Annotated in this window: 8 protein-coding genes and 1 pseudogene; 4 read left to right on the top strand and 5 right to left on the bottom strand. The window is 52.4% G+C overall.

Annotation, left to right across the window (positions count from 1 at the left end; all coding sequences use genetic code 11):
• Positions 1 to 199 precede the first annotated feature (199 nt).
• On the bottom strand, positions 200 to 1702 hold the full coding sequence (locus JJU14_RS11820) for a tryptophan halogenase family protein (protein ID WP_228613789.1): 1503 nt from the start codon (positions 1700 to 1702) through the stop codon (positions 200 to 202).
• A 71-nt stretch (positions 1703 to 1773) separates the two neighbouring features.
• The gene (locus JJU14_RS11815; RefSeq protein ID WP_228613788.1) at positions 1774 to 4542 is read right to left on the bottom strand and encodes a TonB-dependent receptor; all 2769 of its coding nucleotides are present in this window, start codon (positions 4540 to 4542) and stop codon (positions 1774 to 1776) included.
• A 407-nt stretch (positions 4543 to 4949) separates the two neighbouring features.
• Here JJU14_RS11815 and malQ point away from each other — a divergent pair, with 407 nt between their 5' ends.
• Complete coding sequence (malQ, locus tag JJU14_RS11810; RefSeq protein ID WP_228613787.1) at positions 4950 to 7088, top strand: 4-alpha-glucanotransferase; 2139 nt, start codon at positions 4950 to 4952, stop codon at positions 7086 to 7088.
• Here the strand turns inward: malQ and JJU14_RS11805 are convergent.
• The 3 genes from JJU14_RS11805 to JJU14_RS11795 all read right to left on the bottom strand — a co-directional run bounded on the left by JJU14_RS11805 (position 7066) and on the right by JJU14_RS11795 (position 12969).
• Positions 7066 to 8136: a hypothetical protein gene (locus tag JJU14_RS11805; RefSeq protein ID WP_228613786.1), complete on the bottom strand. Its 1071-nt coding sequence runs from the start codon at positions 8134 to 8136 to the stop codon at positions 7066 to 7068. The genes malQ and JJU14_RS11805 overlap by 23 nt on opposite strands.
• Positions 8137 to 8247: 111 nt before the next feature.
• Positions 8248 to 10662 carry a prolyl oligopeptidase family serine peptidase gene (locus tag JJU14_RS11800; protein WP_228613785.1) on the bottom strand — a complete coding sequence of 805 codons (2415 nt, stop codon included), beginning with the start codon at positions 10660 to 10662 and terminating at the stop codon, positions 8248 to 8250.
• A 246-nt stretch (positions 10663 to 10908) separates the two neighbouring features.
• Positions 10909 to 12969: a M13-type metalloendopeptidase gene (locus JJU14_RS11795; RefSeq protein ID WP_228613784.1), complete on the bottom strand. Its 2061-nt coding sequence runs from the start codon at positions 12967 to 12969 to the stop codon at positions 10909 to 10911.
• A gap of 277 nt (positions 12970 to 13246) precedes the next feature.
• Here JJU14_RS11795 and JJU14_RS11790 point away from each other — a divergent pair, with 277 nt between their 5' ends.
• The 3 genes and pseudogenes from JJU14_RS11790 to JJU14_RS11780 form a co-directional block, all read left to right on the top strand.
• Positions 13247 to 13657: a DUF350 domain-containing protein gene (locus JJU14_RS11790; protein ID WP_091342863.1), complete on the top strand. Its 411-nt coding sequence runs from the start codon at positions 13247 to 13249 to the stop codon at positions 13655 to 13657.
• Positions 13658 to 13682: 25 nt separating this feature from the next.
• Positions 13683 to 14300, top strand: coding sequence for a DUF1190 domain-containing protein (locus JJU14_RS11785; RefSeq protein WP_228613783.1), 618 nt, complete (start codon positions 13683 to 13685; stop codon positions 14298 to 14300).
• A 1-nt stretch (position 14301) separates the two neighbouring features.
• A pseudogene (locus tag JJU14_RS11780) lies at positions 14302 to 14422 on the top strand (glutathionylspermidine synthase family protein); the annotation flags it as partial.

Raw genomic sequence — 14422 nt, 5'->3', positions numbered from 1 at the left:
CTCCTTAACTATGCCATGGCACCACCTCGTCCTTGGGGTGTGAAGCAGTACCTGTTAATGTTAAATTTGTAATTCGAGTATCATAACTTTTGTTTTGTTTTGGTGCAATCGGTTATAAGCGACAAGCGGCTTCCTAGTAGCGTGAAACCGCCCGGCTTGAGTCGCTCATGGCGAATAGAGTGCAGAAATTCTTGCGGGATCAATGACCACAAAAGTTTTCCAAGAACTCATTATGTTCAGGCAGTTTCTTCGCCGTTTCGACAAAAATAGTTTTCAGGTAGCTAAGTAGCTCTTGCAGCTGTTCTGGAGTTAGTGCATTTACAATAGGATGAAAGTCCTCTGGTGAAAGTCCTTGCCCCAGCATCACCTGGATCCAGGCGATGGGTGAAAACAACTCATCCTGCTCACGATAAACTTTACCCGTTGCTTTGAACAAATCCATTTTTTTCGCTAAACGCTCAGGAATATCCATCTGCTGACAGTCTCGCCAGAACTTGCTGTCAGTTCTTTGTGTTAGTTTATAATGCAAGATAATAAAATCCCGAATATGCTCAAATTCAATCTGTGACTGACGATTAAACTCAGCGACTTCTTCGGGTTTGATCCCTTGATGCGGGAAGTTTTTTACCAGTCGAATGATACCTGACTGAATCAGGTGGATGCTGGTAGACTCCAGTGGCTCAAGAAATCCGCTCGACAACCCAATGCTGACGACATTACGATTCCATTGCTTTAAACGACGGCCAGTTCGGAATTTAATGAGTCTGGGTTCTGCCAACGTTGGCGCATCCAAGTTTGCTAGTAAGTGCGCCTTAGCATCTTCCTCCGACCAATATTTACTGGAGAAAACCAGACCGTTACCGGTACGATGTTGTAAAGGAATTCGCCACTGCCAACCAGCCTGATGCGCGATTGAGCGGGTATAAGGAGTAATCGGATCAACCCTTTCGGTTGGTACTGCCCAGGCGCGATCACAGGGAAGCCAGTGGCTCCAGTCTTCATAGCCTGTATTGAGCGTTTTCTCGATCAACAGCGCATGCATGCCACTGCAGTCGATGAACAGATCCCCTGTGATTTCACGATCATTCTGCAGTTTCAGCATACTTATATTGCCGGTTTGTGGATCCGTTTCAACCTGTGCAATCCGTCCTTCAATACGCTTCACCCCCATTTTCTCACAAAGCCGTCGTAAGAAACTGGCGTATAAAGAGGCATCAAAATGGTAGGCATAGACTAACCCTTGCAAATTAACATTAGGGATTGTGTCCAGTTTGGTAAAGTGGTTTAGTTTTGCTGCCTGATAGTTAAACGAATAATCCCAAATATTATCGCTAAGCCCTTGTTCTTTAGCTTTTAACCAGAAGTGATGGAAGGTGCAGAATGGGTAGTCTTTGCCAAAATTTCCGAAAGCATGCATGTAGCTGTCACCTTGCTGCCCCCAATTTTCAAATTGAATTCCCAGCTTGATGCTGCCGTGAGTTTCTTTTAGAAACTCGGCCTCATTAATGCCAAGACCTTCATTAAAGTGGATCACTGGTGGAATGGTTGCTTCACCGACACCAACGATGCCAATTTCTTCCGATTCAATCAGTGTGATCTTGATGGACTTCCCAAGCATCTTGACCAGTAGTGCCGCACTAATCCAGCCAGCAGTCCCGCCACCGACAATCACAACCTCTTTTACTGCTTGTTGTTCATTCATGTTTTACACCATAAAAAAGCCCCTAAGATAAAGCCTATCTTAGGGGCTTAGATTACACCAGTAACTTCACCTTAGAACTGATAGGAGAAACCTAGTAAGTAGGTTCTGCCGTAGTCTTGGAAGTCACGCACAGCACCGCTGCCATGGCGGGTAGTAAATGGTTGGTTGCTCAGATTCTGGCCTTGCAGGAATACGCTTAAACCATCCAGTTTGGTAAAGCCTGCTGCACCAAAGTCATAACCGATTTGGGCATCCCAAATGGTTTCACCATCAATATCTACTTGCGCCGTATTAAAGCCGATATTGTAGATATCACCCTTAAAGTCAGAGCGCTTGCGCATTGAAACCCGCGCTGAGAAGCCTTCCTTATCATAATAAAATGTAAACGTCTGAATTTTATCGGATAAACCTGGCAGCTCGAAATCATTCCCAGCTGGATCTTGAATGTCGGAGGTGATTTTAGTGTGGCTAGCAAAAATACCAAAACCTTCCAGGCTTGAATGCACGATACTTAATGGGATCGAAGCTGACAGTTCTAAGCCTGACAAGCTGCCAGATCCACCATTGACCTGACCACTGGCAACAGCCAGCTTATTTACCGGAGCTGAGCCATCTGGGGCTGTAATGTCATCAAACTCAAAGCGAGTTGAACCACCAAAAATCCAGTCTTTTAGTTCTTTGTGGAAGACAGTGACGGCAAAGTAACCTTCCGGATGGAAGTAATTTTCATACCCCAGATCCAAACCAACAGCTGTTTTTGGCTCCAGCGTTGGGTTACCACCACCTACACTCCAAGCGGCTTCGGAAGTTGCATTTTGATTGTATGAAATGCTCATGGATGCATTCATATCATCCAGTCTTGGGCGGGACATGGTTTTTGCTGCACCAAAACGAATACTTTGTTGGTCATCCAATGCAAGTTTTAGATTCAGGCTGGGGAGCAGAATGCCGAAGTCATGCGATATGTCTGTAGGAACAGACTGTACGCGACCATCCACGACAAAATTACCAAAACCTTGTGAGTCCTGCTTGGTCTTCACGTAACGTAAACCGACATTACCTGTCAGAGCATAATCTGCAACTTCGGTATCCAGGTTTGCTTGAGCAAACAAAGCTGTTACCTGCTCATTGACGGTCCAGGAGCGTGCTAAATGGCTTGGGTCATTCAGGCTTTCAGGCGTTAAATTATAAAAACCATCACGCACTAAACCACGTGAATCATAGGCAATCATATTACCGAAGCCCAAGAAACTTAAATCGGTAAAACCAAGTCGATATTGTTCTGGCACTGGCGCTAGGGCGCCGGGATAACTGGTTAAAGTTAAGTAGTAGCCTTCTGAGCGCTTGGTTTTAGAACGGTCTTTGTAAGATACGCCATAGTCAAGGCTGCTGATAGGGCCTGCATTATCCAAGGCATGGTTTGCAGCCAGACGTAAGGTTGTTAAGTCACCGTCAATTTCGGGTGTATTGATAAAGCCATCTTGTGCATCGCTAGGAATGGTGACACCGTTACCCCAACTTAAAGGGGCCCCTAGCAGCATGAGGTTCCAGTCCGCATAATTTAATGTAGGAGAAAACGTTGCGCCGGTACCATTTGGGTTAAGTACATAATCGATAGTATCGGTTGCACCAACACCATCACCACGGCCAGTTCCTGAGTAGTTTTCCATGCTCCAGATTTGGCGCTTAACGGTAGAACGGCTGACATCAAAATCTAACGTGATGTAATCAGTCAGGTCGTAATTGGCATTAAAACCAAAGGCTTTTAGCGTCGCGTCGCGAACTTCATAATCATTACGTACGACAGCCCGGTTCGTGATGGTTCCTTGTGAAACTACACCGTCGCTTACTTCGCGGATCAGTGTGTTACCACCTGCCCAAACACCAGGGACTTCAATGCCACGCAGTATTTTCTCATCTGAAAAGTCGACGTAAAGTGCGTCGGCAGTCAACTTTAAGCGGTCATTAGGTAGATACTCAACCACAGCCAGGATAGAATCACGGCGTAACGTCGAAGAGCGTGCAAACGGCTTAGCACCGCCAAGGATGACGAAGTCATTGCTTAACTCAAAGTCACCGGCGTCAATGCCAGCGCCCCATTCAACAGATTGTTGAGCTCCATCATAGCCCCAGGCATTCCAACGTTTTTCTTGGTTGGGTGATTTCATCGTGGTTGCAGCAATTGCGATGCCAAGGGTGTTATCAGCAAATTGGTCAATGTATGCAAAAGTTCCGCGCATACCTGCATTGTTACCGTCTGGGTTTAGCTTACCAAAGCTAGTACGCTCATACTGCCCGTTTACTTGTATAACACGCTCCTCTCGGCTAAGAGGGCTCACAGTACGTAAATCAATAACACCAGCAATACCTTCAGCTTCAAGGCGGGCATCAGGGGTTTTATATACCACAACCTGGCTCATGATTTCAGAAGGGTATAAATCAAACTCTACGCCACGGTTATCACTAATTGAAACTTGTTCCCGACCGTTAAAAGTGGTGGCGCTTTCATTTTCACCAAAGCCACGGATGGTGATTCGGCTGGCACGGCCGTCCAATCGTTGTGCAGCTAAACCTGGCATCCGAGCCAGGGATTCAGCGATGCTGGAATCTGGTAATTTGCCAATGTCTTCAGCCGAAATCGCTTCGACAAAGGAGCTGTTAAACATCTTAAGGTTCTGAGATTCTTGTAAGCTGCGGCGGAAACCACGCACCGCAATTACTTCTACAGACTCTTCTTCTGCTGCCGCTTCGGTGTCGCTTTCCAGCGCATAGGCACCGAAATGGCTGATGCCGACGGTGGCCATCGCCATAGTCAGCAGACTGAGTTTAAACTTGTTCATGCCCTTTATCCCCGTGTTGGTTTTTTATATGCTTCTGCTTTTTCAGCAGCAGCTAATCCTGTCGTCTTGCTATTTATTAAACTTATTCGGGTGCAACAACAATATGAATACGTATTCATAGTGGCACTTCTGCACAAAAGCGGGGCTGTTTTTTGTCAGATTGACCCCATTTGGTGCGCTTGTTTGATATTTAACCGTTGATTTGGTTGGTTTTTTGCCTGTTTAGTCATAAGGCATGGCTGGAAGTTGGTGTTTTTACTGGTTTTTTGCCTGTTGGTCACTGCATACGTATGCAGTGCATTCCTTTCCGCAGCCGCCCTGTTTATGCTTGGCTCAGTGATTTATTTTGATGATGCCAGCCGTGCGAGCTGGCTGCCAGCAAGCTGCTTTCCGGCAACAGGTGCACTATGGAATTACAACAACGTTTGGCCGAGCTGGCCGGAGTTCAGGATCATTACATCAATGCTCATGGCCAGCCTGAGAGCATCCCGCAGGATATTATTGCCGGGGTTTTGCTGGCAATAGGCTATGACTTAAGCAGCGAACAAAGCATTGCCGCCCATATCCATCAGTTAGAAACCGAGCACTGGCACCATTATCTGCAGCCGGTGACGGTGGCACAGCAGCATCAGCCATTGCAGGTTCGGTTGCAGCAACCTAAGCAAAACGCACAAAGCCACTGGCGTTGGCAGGTGGATACCGAACATGGCCAGCAATTGCAAGGTGAGCTGGAGCTGCATCAGGGCGATATCATCGAGCAAGCCGAGCTAAGTGATGGCACTTGGCTGGCCTTTCACCTGACGATTCCGCAGGAGTTGGAAACCGGTTACCACCAGCTAACGTTAACCGCTGGCCAAAACCAATTGACGCAGCGGCTGATTATCACACCATCACGTTGCTTTCAGCTGCAGGATAAAGCGGTGTTTCGTAAGACCGCCGGCCCGGCTATTCAGCTGTATGCGCTAAATACCGAGCACAACTGGGGTATTGGCGACTTTGGCGATCTGATCCGGCTGGCGCCTGACTTTGCTGCCGCCGGCTGCGATTTTATTGGCTTAAACCCTTTGCATGCACTCTATCCGGCACTGCCGCAAGATTGCAGCCCCTACAGCCCGAACAGCCGCTTGTGGTTGAACAGTCTGTATGTCGATTTAACGCTGGAGCCGGAGTACCAGGCTGAAGCCGTGCAGCAAGCCGTGCAATCCGGTGACTTTCTGCAGCAATTGCAGCAGTGCCGTGCAGCCGAGGCGGTGGATTACGCCACGGTCAGCCGGCTGAAGCAGCGTATTACCGGTTTGATGTTTGCGCATTTTCAGCAGCAGGAGCTGCAAGCCGGTACCCCCAGGGCCAAAGCCTTTCAGCGCTTTGTTGAGGACGGCGGCGATAGTCTGTATCAGCTGGTGGTGTACAAGGTGCTGCAGCAGCAGATGTTTGCTAAAGACTGGCAGATGGCCAGTTGGCAGCAATTTCCGGCCGAGTATCAGTGGCCGCATAGCCCGGCGGTGCAGGCTTTTGCCGTGCAGCACCAGGATGCCATTCAGCAGCAACTGTATGCGCAGTGGCTGGCCTATCGTCAGTTGGCAGCAGCTCAGCAGTCTTGCCTGCAAGCCGGTATGGCGATAGGCCTGTACCGCGACCTGGCGGTGGGGACCAACCGCAGCAGTGCTGAGACCTGGGCTGAGCCGGAAAACTATTTCTTGCAGCTTAGCGTAGGCGCACCAGCCGATATAATGGCGCCCAAAGGACAGGACTGGGGCTTACCGCCCTACAATCCGGCGACCCTGAAAACCAAGGCTTACCAGCCCTTTATTGATTTGTTGCAGGCCAATATGCAGCATGCCGGTGCCTTGCGTATCGATCATGTGATGGCTTTGCTGCGGCTTTGGTGTACCCCTGTGGGTAAAAGTGCGACTGAGGGCGCCTACGTGCGTTTCCCGGCCGATGATTTATTCGCCATTCTGGCGCTGGAAAGTCAGCGCAATCATTGTGTGGTGATAGGCGAAGACCTGGGCACAGTGCCAGCGGAAATCAGCCGCTTGCTCGAGCAATACCAGGTGCTGTCGTACCGGGTGTTTTTGCTGGAGCAAAAACACAGCAGCTACCAGCACAGCGAGGCGACCTATCCGGAGCGCTCGATGGCGACGGTTACTACCCACGATATGCCGACCATGGTGGGTTATTGGCAAGAGCACGATTTAGCGCTACGCCACCGGTTGGATCTGTACCCCAGTGCTGAAGTTGCTGAGCAGCTACATCAGTTGCGCGAGGATGAAAAGCAGATCCTGCGTCGGCAGTTTGATTTGCCAGAGGGCGATTATGCTGCCTTGATCCGTCACAGCCACCGCTTTGTGGCGGCCACGCCTGCCAAGCTGATGGCGTTTCAGCTGGAAGATTTGGTGTTGGTGGACACGCCGGTCAATGTACCAGGCACCAGTACCGAGTACCCCAACTGGCAACGCCGCTTACCCGAGCCAGCCGAGAAAATACTAAAGCGGGCTGATGTGCAGCAACTGCTGGCAGAAATTAAGGCTGCTCGGGGAAACTAAGGTTTTGTAGCCTTGCAAGGGTGTCTAAACGATGTTGCTCAAGCTCTTGCAGGCTATAACGCTGATAATGCGAACACATGTCCTGTTTGAGCGTCTTACCCATAGGGTTGTACAACCAGTGATACCAGCGCAGATCGTTGGGTTGGCTTCTCCCAAGGCAGGCTAAAAGTTGCGTGGCATGGTCATTAGCGGTGGCTTGTGGTAACAAAAAAGGTGTTAGCAGCCACATGGTAAACTGCTCAGCAAAGCGGTTTCCCAGCTCGTTGAATGGGGCTGCCAGCACTTCGTCTATATAACTACTGCTAAAGAACCACTCACCGGCAATTGCCCGCTCAAGACTAAGCTCTTCAGCACTAAAAGGGGCATGCCAGCCGACAGGAGCCAAAGCTATTTGATGCTCAGGCTCTAACGATGCCAACAGCATCTGGCTGAAAGCAAAATACCTTTCCAAAGCGCCGCGACTTATCATGCTACCCAGTAAATGTTGGTTATGGCGAATAACAACACGCCAAAACTGCAGATCATTGTGCAATAACTGACGTGCGGCTATGACATCGCCTGCCTGTACTTTTAACCAAATATGCAGCAAGTACAGACGGTGGGCGTGCATCACAGGCTGGTACGATGGAATTTGTGAGTGATGGCTAAGCGGGGTTTCTTGCCAGTAGCTAAACATTTGTAGTTGTTGGTAAAAGTCGAGCAGTGCCTGATGCTCTGCAATCAGAGCAGGTAAATCAGGGCTGACAGCAGTCAGCTCGTCATGGCAATCGGTGCGCTCACATGCCGCAAACAATGCCCTCAGCTTATCCGATATTGGCAGCAGAGCTGGATCGCTGTGTTCTTGCAAAAAATGATAACCATTGAGCTCATCCGCCATGGGGGCATCGTGTTGTAAAAAGCTTTGCAGCAAGAGGGCATCGGCTGAGGGGGCTTCATCCTGCCAGTTGATGGCTAGCAAGAGCGCATACAGGCTGAGTGCCAGCAACAAGATGCCGGGGATCAGCCATAACAAAGCTTTGGTCAGTTTGCGCAGCAGCCTCATTTTCACCTTGTATACATTTAAAAAACAAAGACATGACAGACTACGGTTTTTAGTCTGGTAGTGCAAATAAAAAAACCAGCCGGATCAGGGCTGGTTTTTGTAGAGCAAGCTTTCCATTTAATCGACTGTGCGTGGCTCGGCGTTTTTGACAAACTCATCCAGCCAGTTCACGGTTTCCCACAGCATATGCAGCACCGACTCGCGGGCACGGTAGCCGTGCGACTCCAGTGGCAGCATCACCAGCCGGGTGGTGCCACCGTTGCCTTTGATGGCCTGATACAAGCGCTCACTTTGCATTGGGAAGGTGCCGGAGTTGTTGTCTTCGGCACCATGGATCAGCAGCAGTGGTGTTTTGATTTTTTCCGCATGAAAGAACGGCGACATCCGGATGTAGAGATCAGGATCGTCCCATAAAGTGCGTTGCTCACGCTGAAAACCAAAAGGCGTTAGGCTGCGGTTGTAAGCGCCGCTACGGGCAATGCCGGCCCGGAACAGATCCGAGTGCGCCAGCACATTGGCGGTCATAAAAGCGCCGTACGAGTGACCACCAAGGGCGACCCGCTCCGGATCCGTCACACCGCGGCTGACGCCAGCTTCAATGGCGGCTTTTGAGTTCATCACCAGCTGTTCGATAAAGCTGTCGTTTGGCTCTTGCTCGCCTTCACCGACGATCGGCATGGTGGCGCTGTCCAGCACCGCATAACCCTGAGTGGCCAGAAATTGTGGGTTCCAGTAGCCGATGCGGTTAAAGCGGTACGGCGAGCCACTGACCTGACCGGCCGCTGCGCTGCTGCGAAACTCGCGTGGGTAAGCCCAGATAATGGTCGGCAGTGGGCCATCGCGCTCTTTATCGTATCCAGCCGGCAGCAGCAAGGTGGCAGACATCGGCACGCCGTCTTCCCGCTGGTAATGGATCATTTCCCGGCTGATACCCAGCGTATGCGGCATGGGGTGCGGCGTTTGGGTTACCGCGGTCAGGGCACCACTTTGCAAGTCGCGCAGATAAAAATCCGGTGGCGTATCGATGCTTTCCCGCTGGGTCAGCAAACGGCCATCGGCGCGCAGGGTGATGGGGTACTCAAAATAAGGCGCTTCGGAGCGCCACAGTCGCACGGTCTCACCGCTTTGCAGCTGCATGCGATCGATAAATGGCCGGTCGCCATCATCGGAAGCACCGGCACCGGTCAACAAAATGGCGCCATTATCCAGCCGCAACACCCGGTTGCCATTGGCATCGAGGCGGGTCAGCGGGCTACCCGGATCGCCGTAGCGGTCTTCGTACGAGCGTTCCCACAGCAGTTTTGGTTCGGCATCGGTCAGCAACCAGAGCTTTTCCTGCCGATCCTGCCACCAGCGCTCCCACACCAGGCTGGTACCATCTTCCGCGCTCAATAGGCTGGCAAAACGGTACTGCATGTCCAGCAAGGGGGTGGGCTCGGCGCTAAAAGGTGCCGCCAGCTGCAGCAGCTGATCTCTAGCCTCGGCTGGCTGGCGCGGGTCGCCACCGTCCTGGGCTTTGGCCCAGACCAGAGTAGCCGGCTGATCGCTGCGCCACTGAATCGAGCGGCGGCTATCAACTACAGCATCAAAAGCGATGGGCAGGTTATCGGCCAGCGGCTGCTGCTCCACGGTGTACAGCAATTCACCACGGCGGTTCAGTACTTCGGTGGTACGGGCAAAGCGGAACATCGGCACGGCATAGGAATAAGGCTCGGTGAAGCGGGTGGTCAGCAGGTGCTGATTGTCCGGTGCCAATGAAAAGCTTAAGTAAGGCTTGGCCTCGGTAATCACCTGAATGCGGTTGTTCAGACCCACCCGCACCAGCTGACTGGCCATGTAATGGTTAAACAGCGCTTCATCATGGCTGTTCTGCAGCAGATCCTGATAAGTACGGGCCGGTGCCGTGCGGCCGCGCACTTCTGTCACCACCGGGCCTGCCGGTACGGCCGGTGCTGCGGGTTCTGCACCACGCTTCGGATCGACGGCCAGCAGATACACCGCCTGGCTGTCGGCAGCCCATTGCAGTTCGCCACCGCGGATGGCGTTTACTTTGACTTTTGACCAGCGCTCAGCGCGGCCGCGTTCTACATCGACCCGCCACAGGGCAGTGTGATCCTGCTCCAGTTGCAGCAGGGCCAGATAGCGGCTATCCGGCGACCAGGTCGCTGACAGCACCCGCAGATTGCGCGGCAGGCCACGGATTGCTTTGGCTTGCTGGCTATCCAGCTCAATCAGCTGCACACCGGATAAATAGCGCGGTTGTGATGGCCCCTGGTTGCGTGGATTAAAGCGCATACCGGCCAGTCGAAGCTCCGGCTCGGCCAGATCGGCCAAGGATGGCAGTGCCGGGCGCTCCAGCGACAATAACCAGCGGCCATCCGGGCTTAAACTGGCAGCCGGCGGTGGTGGCGCATCCACAATGGCAGTGATTTCTTCGGCGGGTTCCATATAGCCGATATCAACGGCTTCCGCCCACACAGGGTGACTAAGGCCAATCAGCAGCCCCAGCACTAAAAAAGAGAGAGTTTTCATCTGGCTTCCTTGAGCATTTGCATCCCTTTTTGTAACAAAAAAAAACAGCGATAGCGAGCCTGGGGCGTTGATTGGTTTGGAATTCAGGATAAAGCGGAGCAAGCTGACTGAACAAACAGTAAACAACTGTGTCATACGTTAAATTTTTGTTCATTTTGGGCCGGTTAGGATGTCGTTGTTCCAACCAAACCTATAATGAAAAATGCCGGCAAAAAGCGCCGGCATTTTTTTATCCAGTGAGCAGCGTTACCAGATTTTTACCCGCACATCCTCTTCACGGTACATGCCATCACCTGGTTGCACATCAAAGGCCTGGTAAAATTCCGGCATATTGGACAGTGGTCCCAGCACCCGGTACTTGCCCGGTGAGTGTGGCCCGGTGATCACTTGCTGGCGCAAGGCTTCATCGCGGAACTTGATACGCCAGATTTGGCCCCAGCCGATAAAGAAACGCTGCGAGCCGGTAAAGCCATCAATCACTGGCGCTGGTTGGCCTTGCAGTGAATTTTGATAGGCGCGGTAACCGACGGTTAAGCCGCCCAGATCGGCGATGTTTTCACCCAAGCCCAGTGCGCCCTGCAGGTGCAGATCATCAATCGGGTTAAAGGCATTGAACTGATCGATCATCAGCTGAGCCCGCTCACGGAACTGACGCTCATCTTCTTCGCTCCACCAGTCACGCAGGTTGCCTTCGCCATCGGAGCGACGACCCTGATCATCAAAGCCATGGGTGATTTCATGGCCAATCACAGCGCCAATAGCACCGTAGTTCAGGGCGTCGTCGGCATTCACATCAAAGAATGGCGGTTGCAAAATGGCGGCCGGAAACACGATTTCATTCATGGTAGAGCTGTAATAGGCGTTGACGGTTTGCGGTGTCATGCCCCATTCGTCCCGGTCGACCGGCTGGCCTAAACGACCAATCATGCGCTGGTATTCGCACTGGGCACTGCGCCGGGCATTGCCCATCAAATCATTGGCAGAGATGGTAAGACAGTCGTAATCACGCCAGACATCCGGGTAACCGATTTTGGTGTTAAAGCTGGCCAGCTTGGCCTGGGCTTCCACCTTAGTGGCATCGCTCATCCACTCCAGTTCATCAATGGCCTGGCTAAAAGCGACCATAAAGTTTTTCACCAGCTCATCCATCCGTGCCTTGGCTTCCGGTTGGAAATGGCGCTCCACATACTTTTTGCCGACCAAAAAGCCCAGCATCCGCTCGGTGGTCTGCACCGCCCGTTTTTCGCGGCTGCGCTGCTCTTGCTGGCCACTCAGGGTGCGGCCATAGAAATCAAAACTGGCTTCATCAAAAGCGGCTGGCAACATGGAAGCGCTGCTACGCAGCAGGTGAAAGCGCAGGTATTTTTGCCAGTCAGCCAGGGCAATGTTTTGTTGCAGTGCGGCAAAATCGGTAAAGAAGCTGGGCTGACGGATCACCAACGCATCGATATCACCCAGCTGGGCGGCATTGAGCATGATGGCCCAGTCAAAGCCAGGTGCAATGTCTGCCAGCTCGGCCGGGGTCATTTTGTTGTAGGTGGCATTGCGATCGCGGTTTTGGATGCGGCTCCACTGGGCTTCGGCCAGCTGACGCTCAATCTCCACTATGGTTTCAGCGGCTTGCTCGCCTTCAGACCAGCCCGCCAACTGCCAGAAGCGCTGGATCAGGTTTTGGTATTCCTGGAGAAGTTGCAGCGAACGTTCGTCATCTTTCAGGTAATAGTCGCGATCCGGCAGGCCGAGGCCAGATTGGCTGGCAGCGCTGATGTATTGGTCGGACTGGCGCTGATCCTGGCTGACAAACAGCGCGACCGGCACACCGGTACGAATGCTTTGCCACTCACCCCACAGTGTGGCCAGTTCATCGTGGCTTTGCAGCGATTCAATGCGGGCCAGGTCTTGTTGCAGTGGGGTCAGGCCCAGTGCTTCGATGGTATCGGTATCGAGGAAAGAGCGGAACACATCGGCTATTTTCTGCGCATCGCTGTCTTTGGCATGCTGCTCGGCCGCCAGCTCATGGATAATGGCCAGCACATGCTGCTCGGAGACTTCCCGCAGTTCATCAAAACTGCCCCAGCGGGCGCGGTCGGCTGGAATTTCAGTGCGCTCCAGCCACTTACCGTTGACATAACGGAAGAAGTTTTGCTGTGGTGCCACACTGGTATCCATATTGTGCAGCTCGATGCCAGAGCTAAGCACACTCTGCTGTTGTTGCTGTTGATTGCTGCTGACAGGGGCTTCGCCGCTGCAGCCGGTTAAAGCCAGACTAACAGCCAGTGCCACTGAGCTGAGAAGAGATTTGGTCATAACGCCTTTCCTGTGATTGTGTGAATATTGGTTGTGTTGGATCGTATTGTCGTTGTTTTACGTTCGATGTTTACTTTGTATCGCCTGATGACGATCAGCGCTTGCTAAGTCACAGTGTATAAAGTTCAGCCGCTATGTAAAGCCGGACGCGCTCTGTACCTTACCATGAGCGGTTAATCGCAGTGTTTAGGCGCTCGGTAGGCGTAAAAAGCTTGTACTTGGCTGGTTTTTTCGTCAGGATCGTCGCTCTTTCTCAACAGGCTTACGGAGTCATTGCATGGAAACGGTTTGGTTGTCGTTATCGGGAGTCCCCTATTTTCTGTTGTATTTTGCGCTGGCAGCCGCGTTGCTGCTCTGCTTTGCCCGTATTTACAGCTGGGTGACGCCACATCACGAATTTGATTTGATCCGCGCCAATAACAGCGCAGCGGCTGTCGCCTTTGGCGGCGCTCTGATTGGTTTTTCCATTCCGCTGGCCAGTGCTATCACCCACTCCATGTCCTTGATCGACTGCGCCATCTGGGGCGGGGTTGCGCTGGTGGTGCAGGTGCTGACTTTCTTTGTGGTGAAGCTGACCCTTAAGCAGCTGCCAGCCCGTATCCAGCAAGGCGAACTGGCGGCTGGTATTTTCTCTGCCGCCTGTTCCATTGCGGTGGGAATGCTGAATTCTGCCAGTATGAGCTATTGAGTCGAACTGCCCGGAGGAATTTTTCATGAAACGCAGTAAAAAAGCCGCGCTGGTCTTGATGGCGCCAGCTGCCACCCTGCTGTTGGCAGGATGTGGCGAGCAGCAACAGGAAGTGCATGTTTTTCATAATGCGGAAGAATGCGCCGCTTTTTATCATCCACCGGCCGAGTGCCAGGCCGAATTCGAGCGGGCTGAGGCGCTGCATACCCAGGTAGCGCCACGCTATCAGGACCAGTTTGAATGCGAAGCGGATTTTGGTGCCGGTCAGTGTGAAGTGGCGCCGGAGCGCCATCAAAGCGGTAGCTTCTTTATGCCGATGATGATGGGCTATATGGCGGGCCAAATGTTGAACCGTGGCAACCTGGCCGGTGGTCAGGCGCAGCCTACGCAGCAAAGCGCTGCAGCTAACCGCTCTGCAGTACCTACCCAGCCGCTGTACAAATCGCGTGATGATCGTTCGACCTTCCGCACCGCCAGCAATCAGGCGGTGGCCAGCCAGCCGGGTGTCGCCAAGGTGCGGCCTTCAGCGGTGCAGCCGCAGCGGGCGCAGCTGGTACGCCGGGGTGGTTTTGGTCAACAAGCGGCGGTGCGTCAGCAAGCGGCCAGGCAGCAGGCCAATCGCCAGCGCAGTTACGGCAGTTAAGATGAAACGAGTCAAAAGTACCCCACGCCCTGGCTGGCAGGCTTATGCCGAAAGCCTGGGCTTTAAATTTCATACCATCGATGGCGAGCCCTACTGGGATGAAAGTGCCTACTACCAGTTCA

The organism is Alkalimonas sp. (assembly GCF_020831925.1).
GTDB lineage: Bacteria > Pseudomonadota > Gammaproteobacteria > Enterobacterales > Alteromonadaceae > Alkalimonas.
This window is presented reverse-complemented; position numbering and strand designations above follow the sequence as displayed.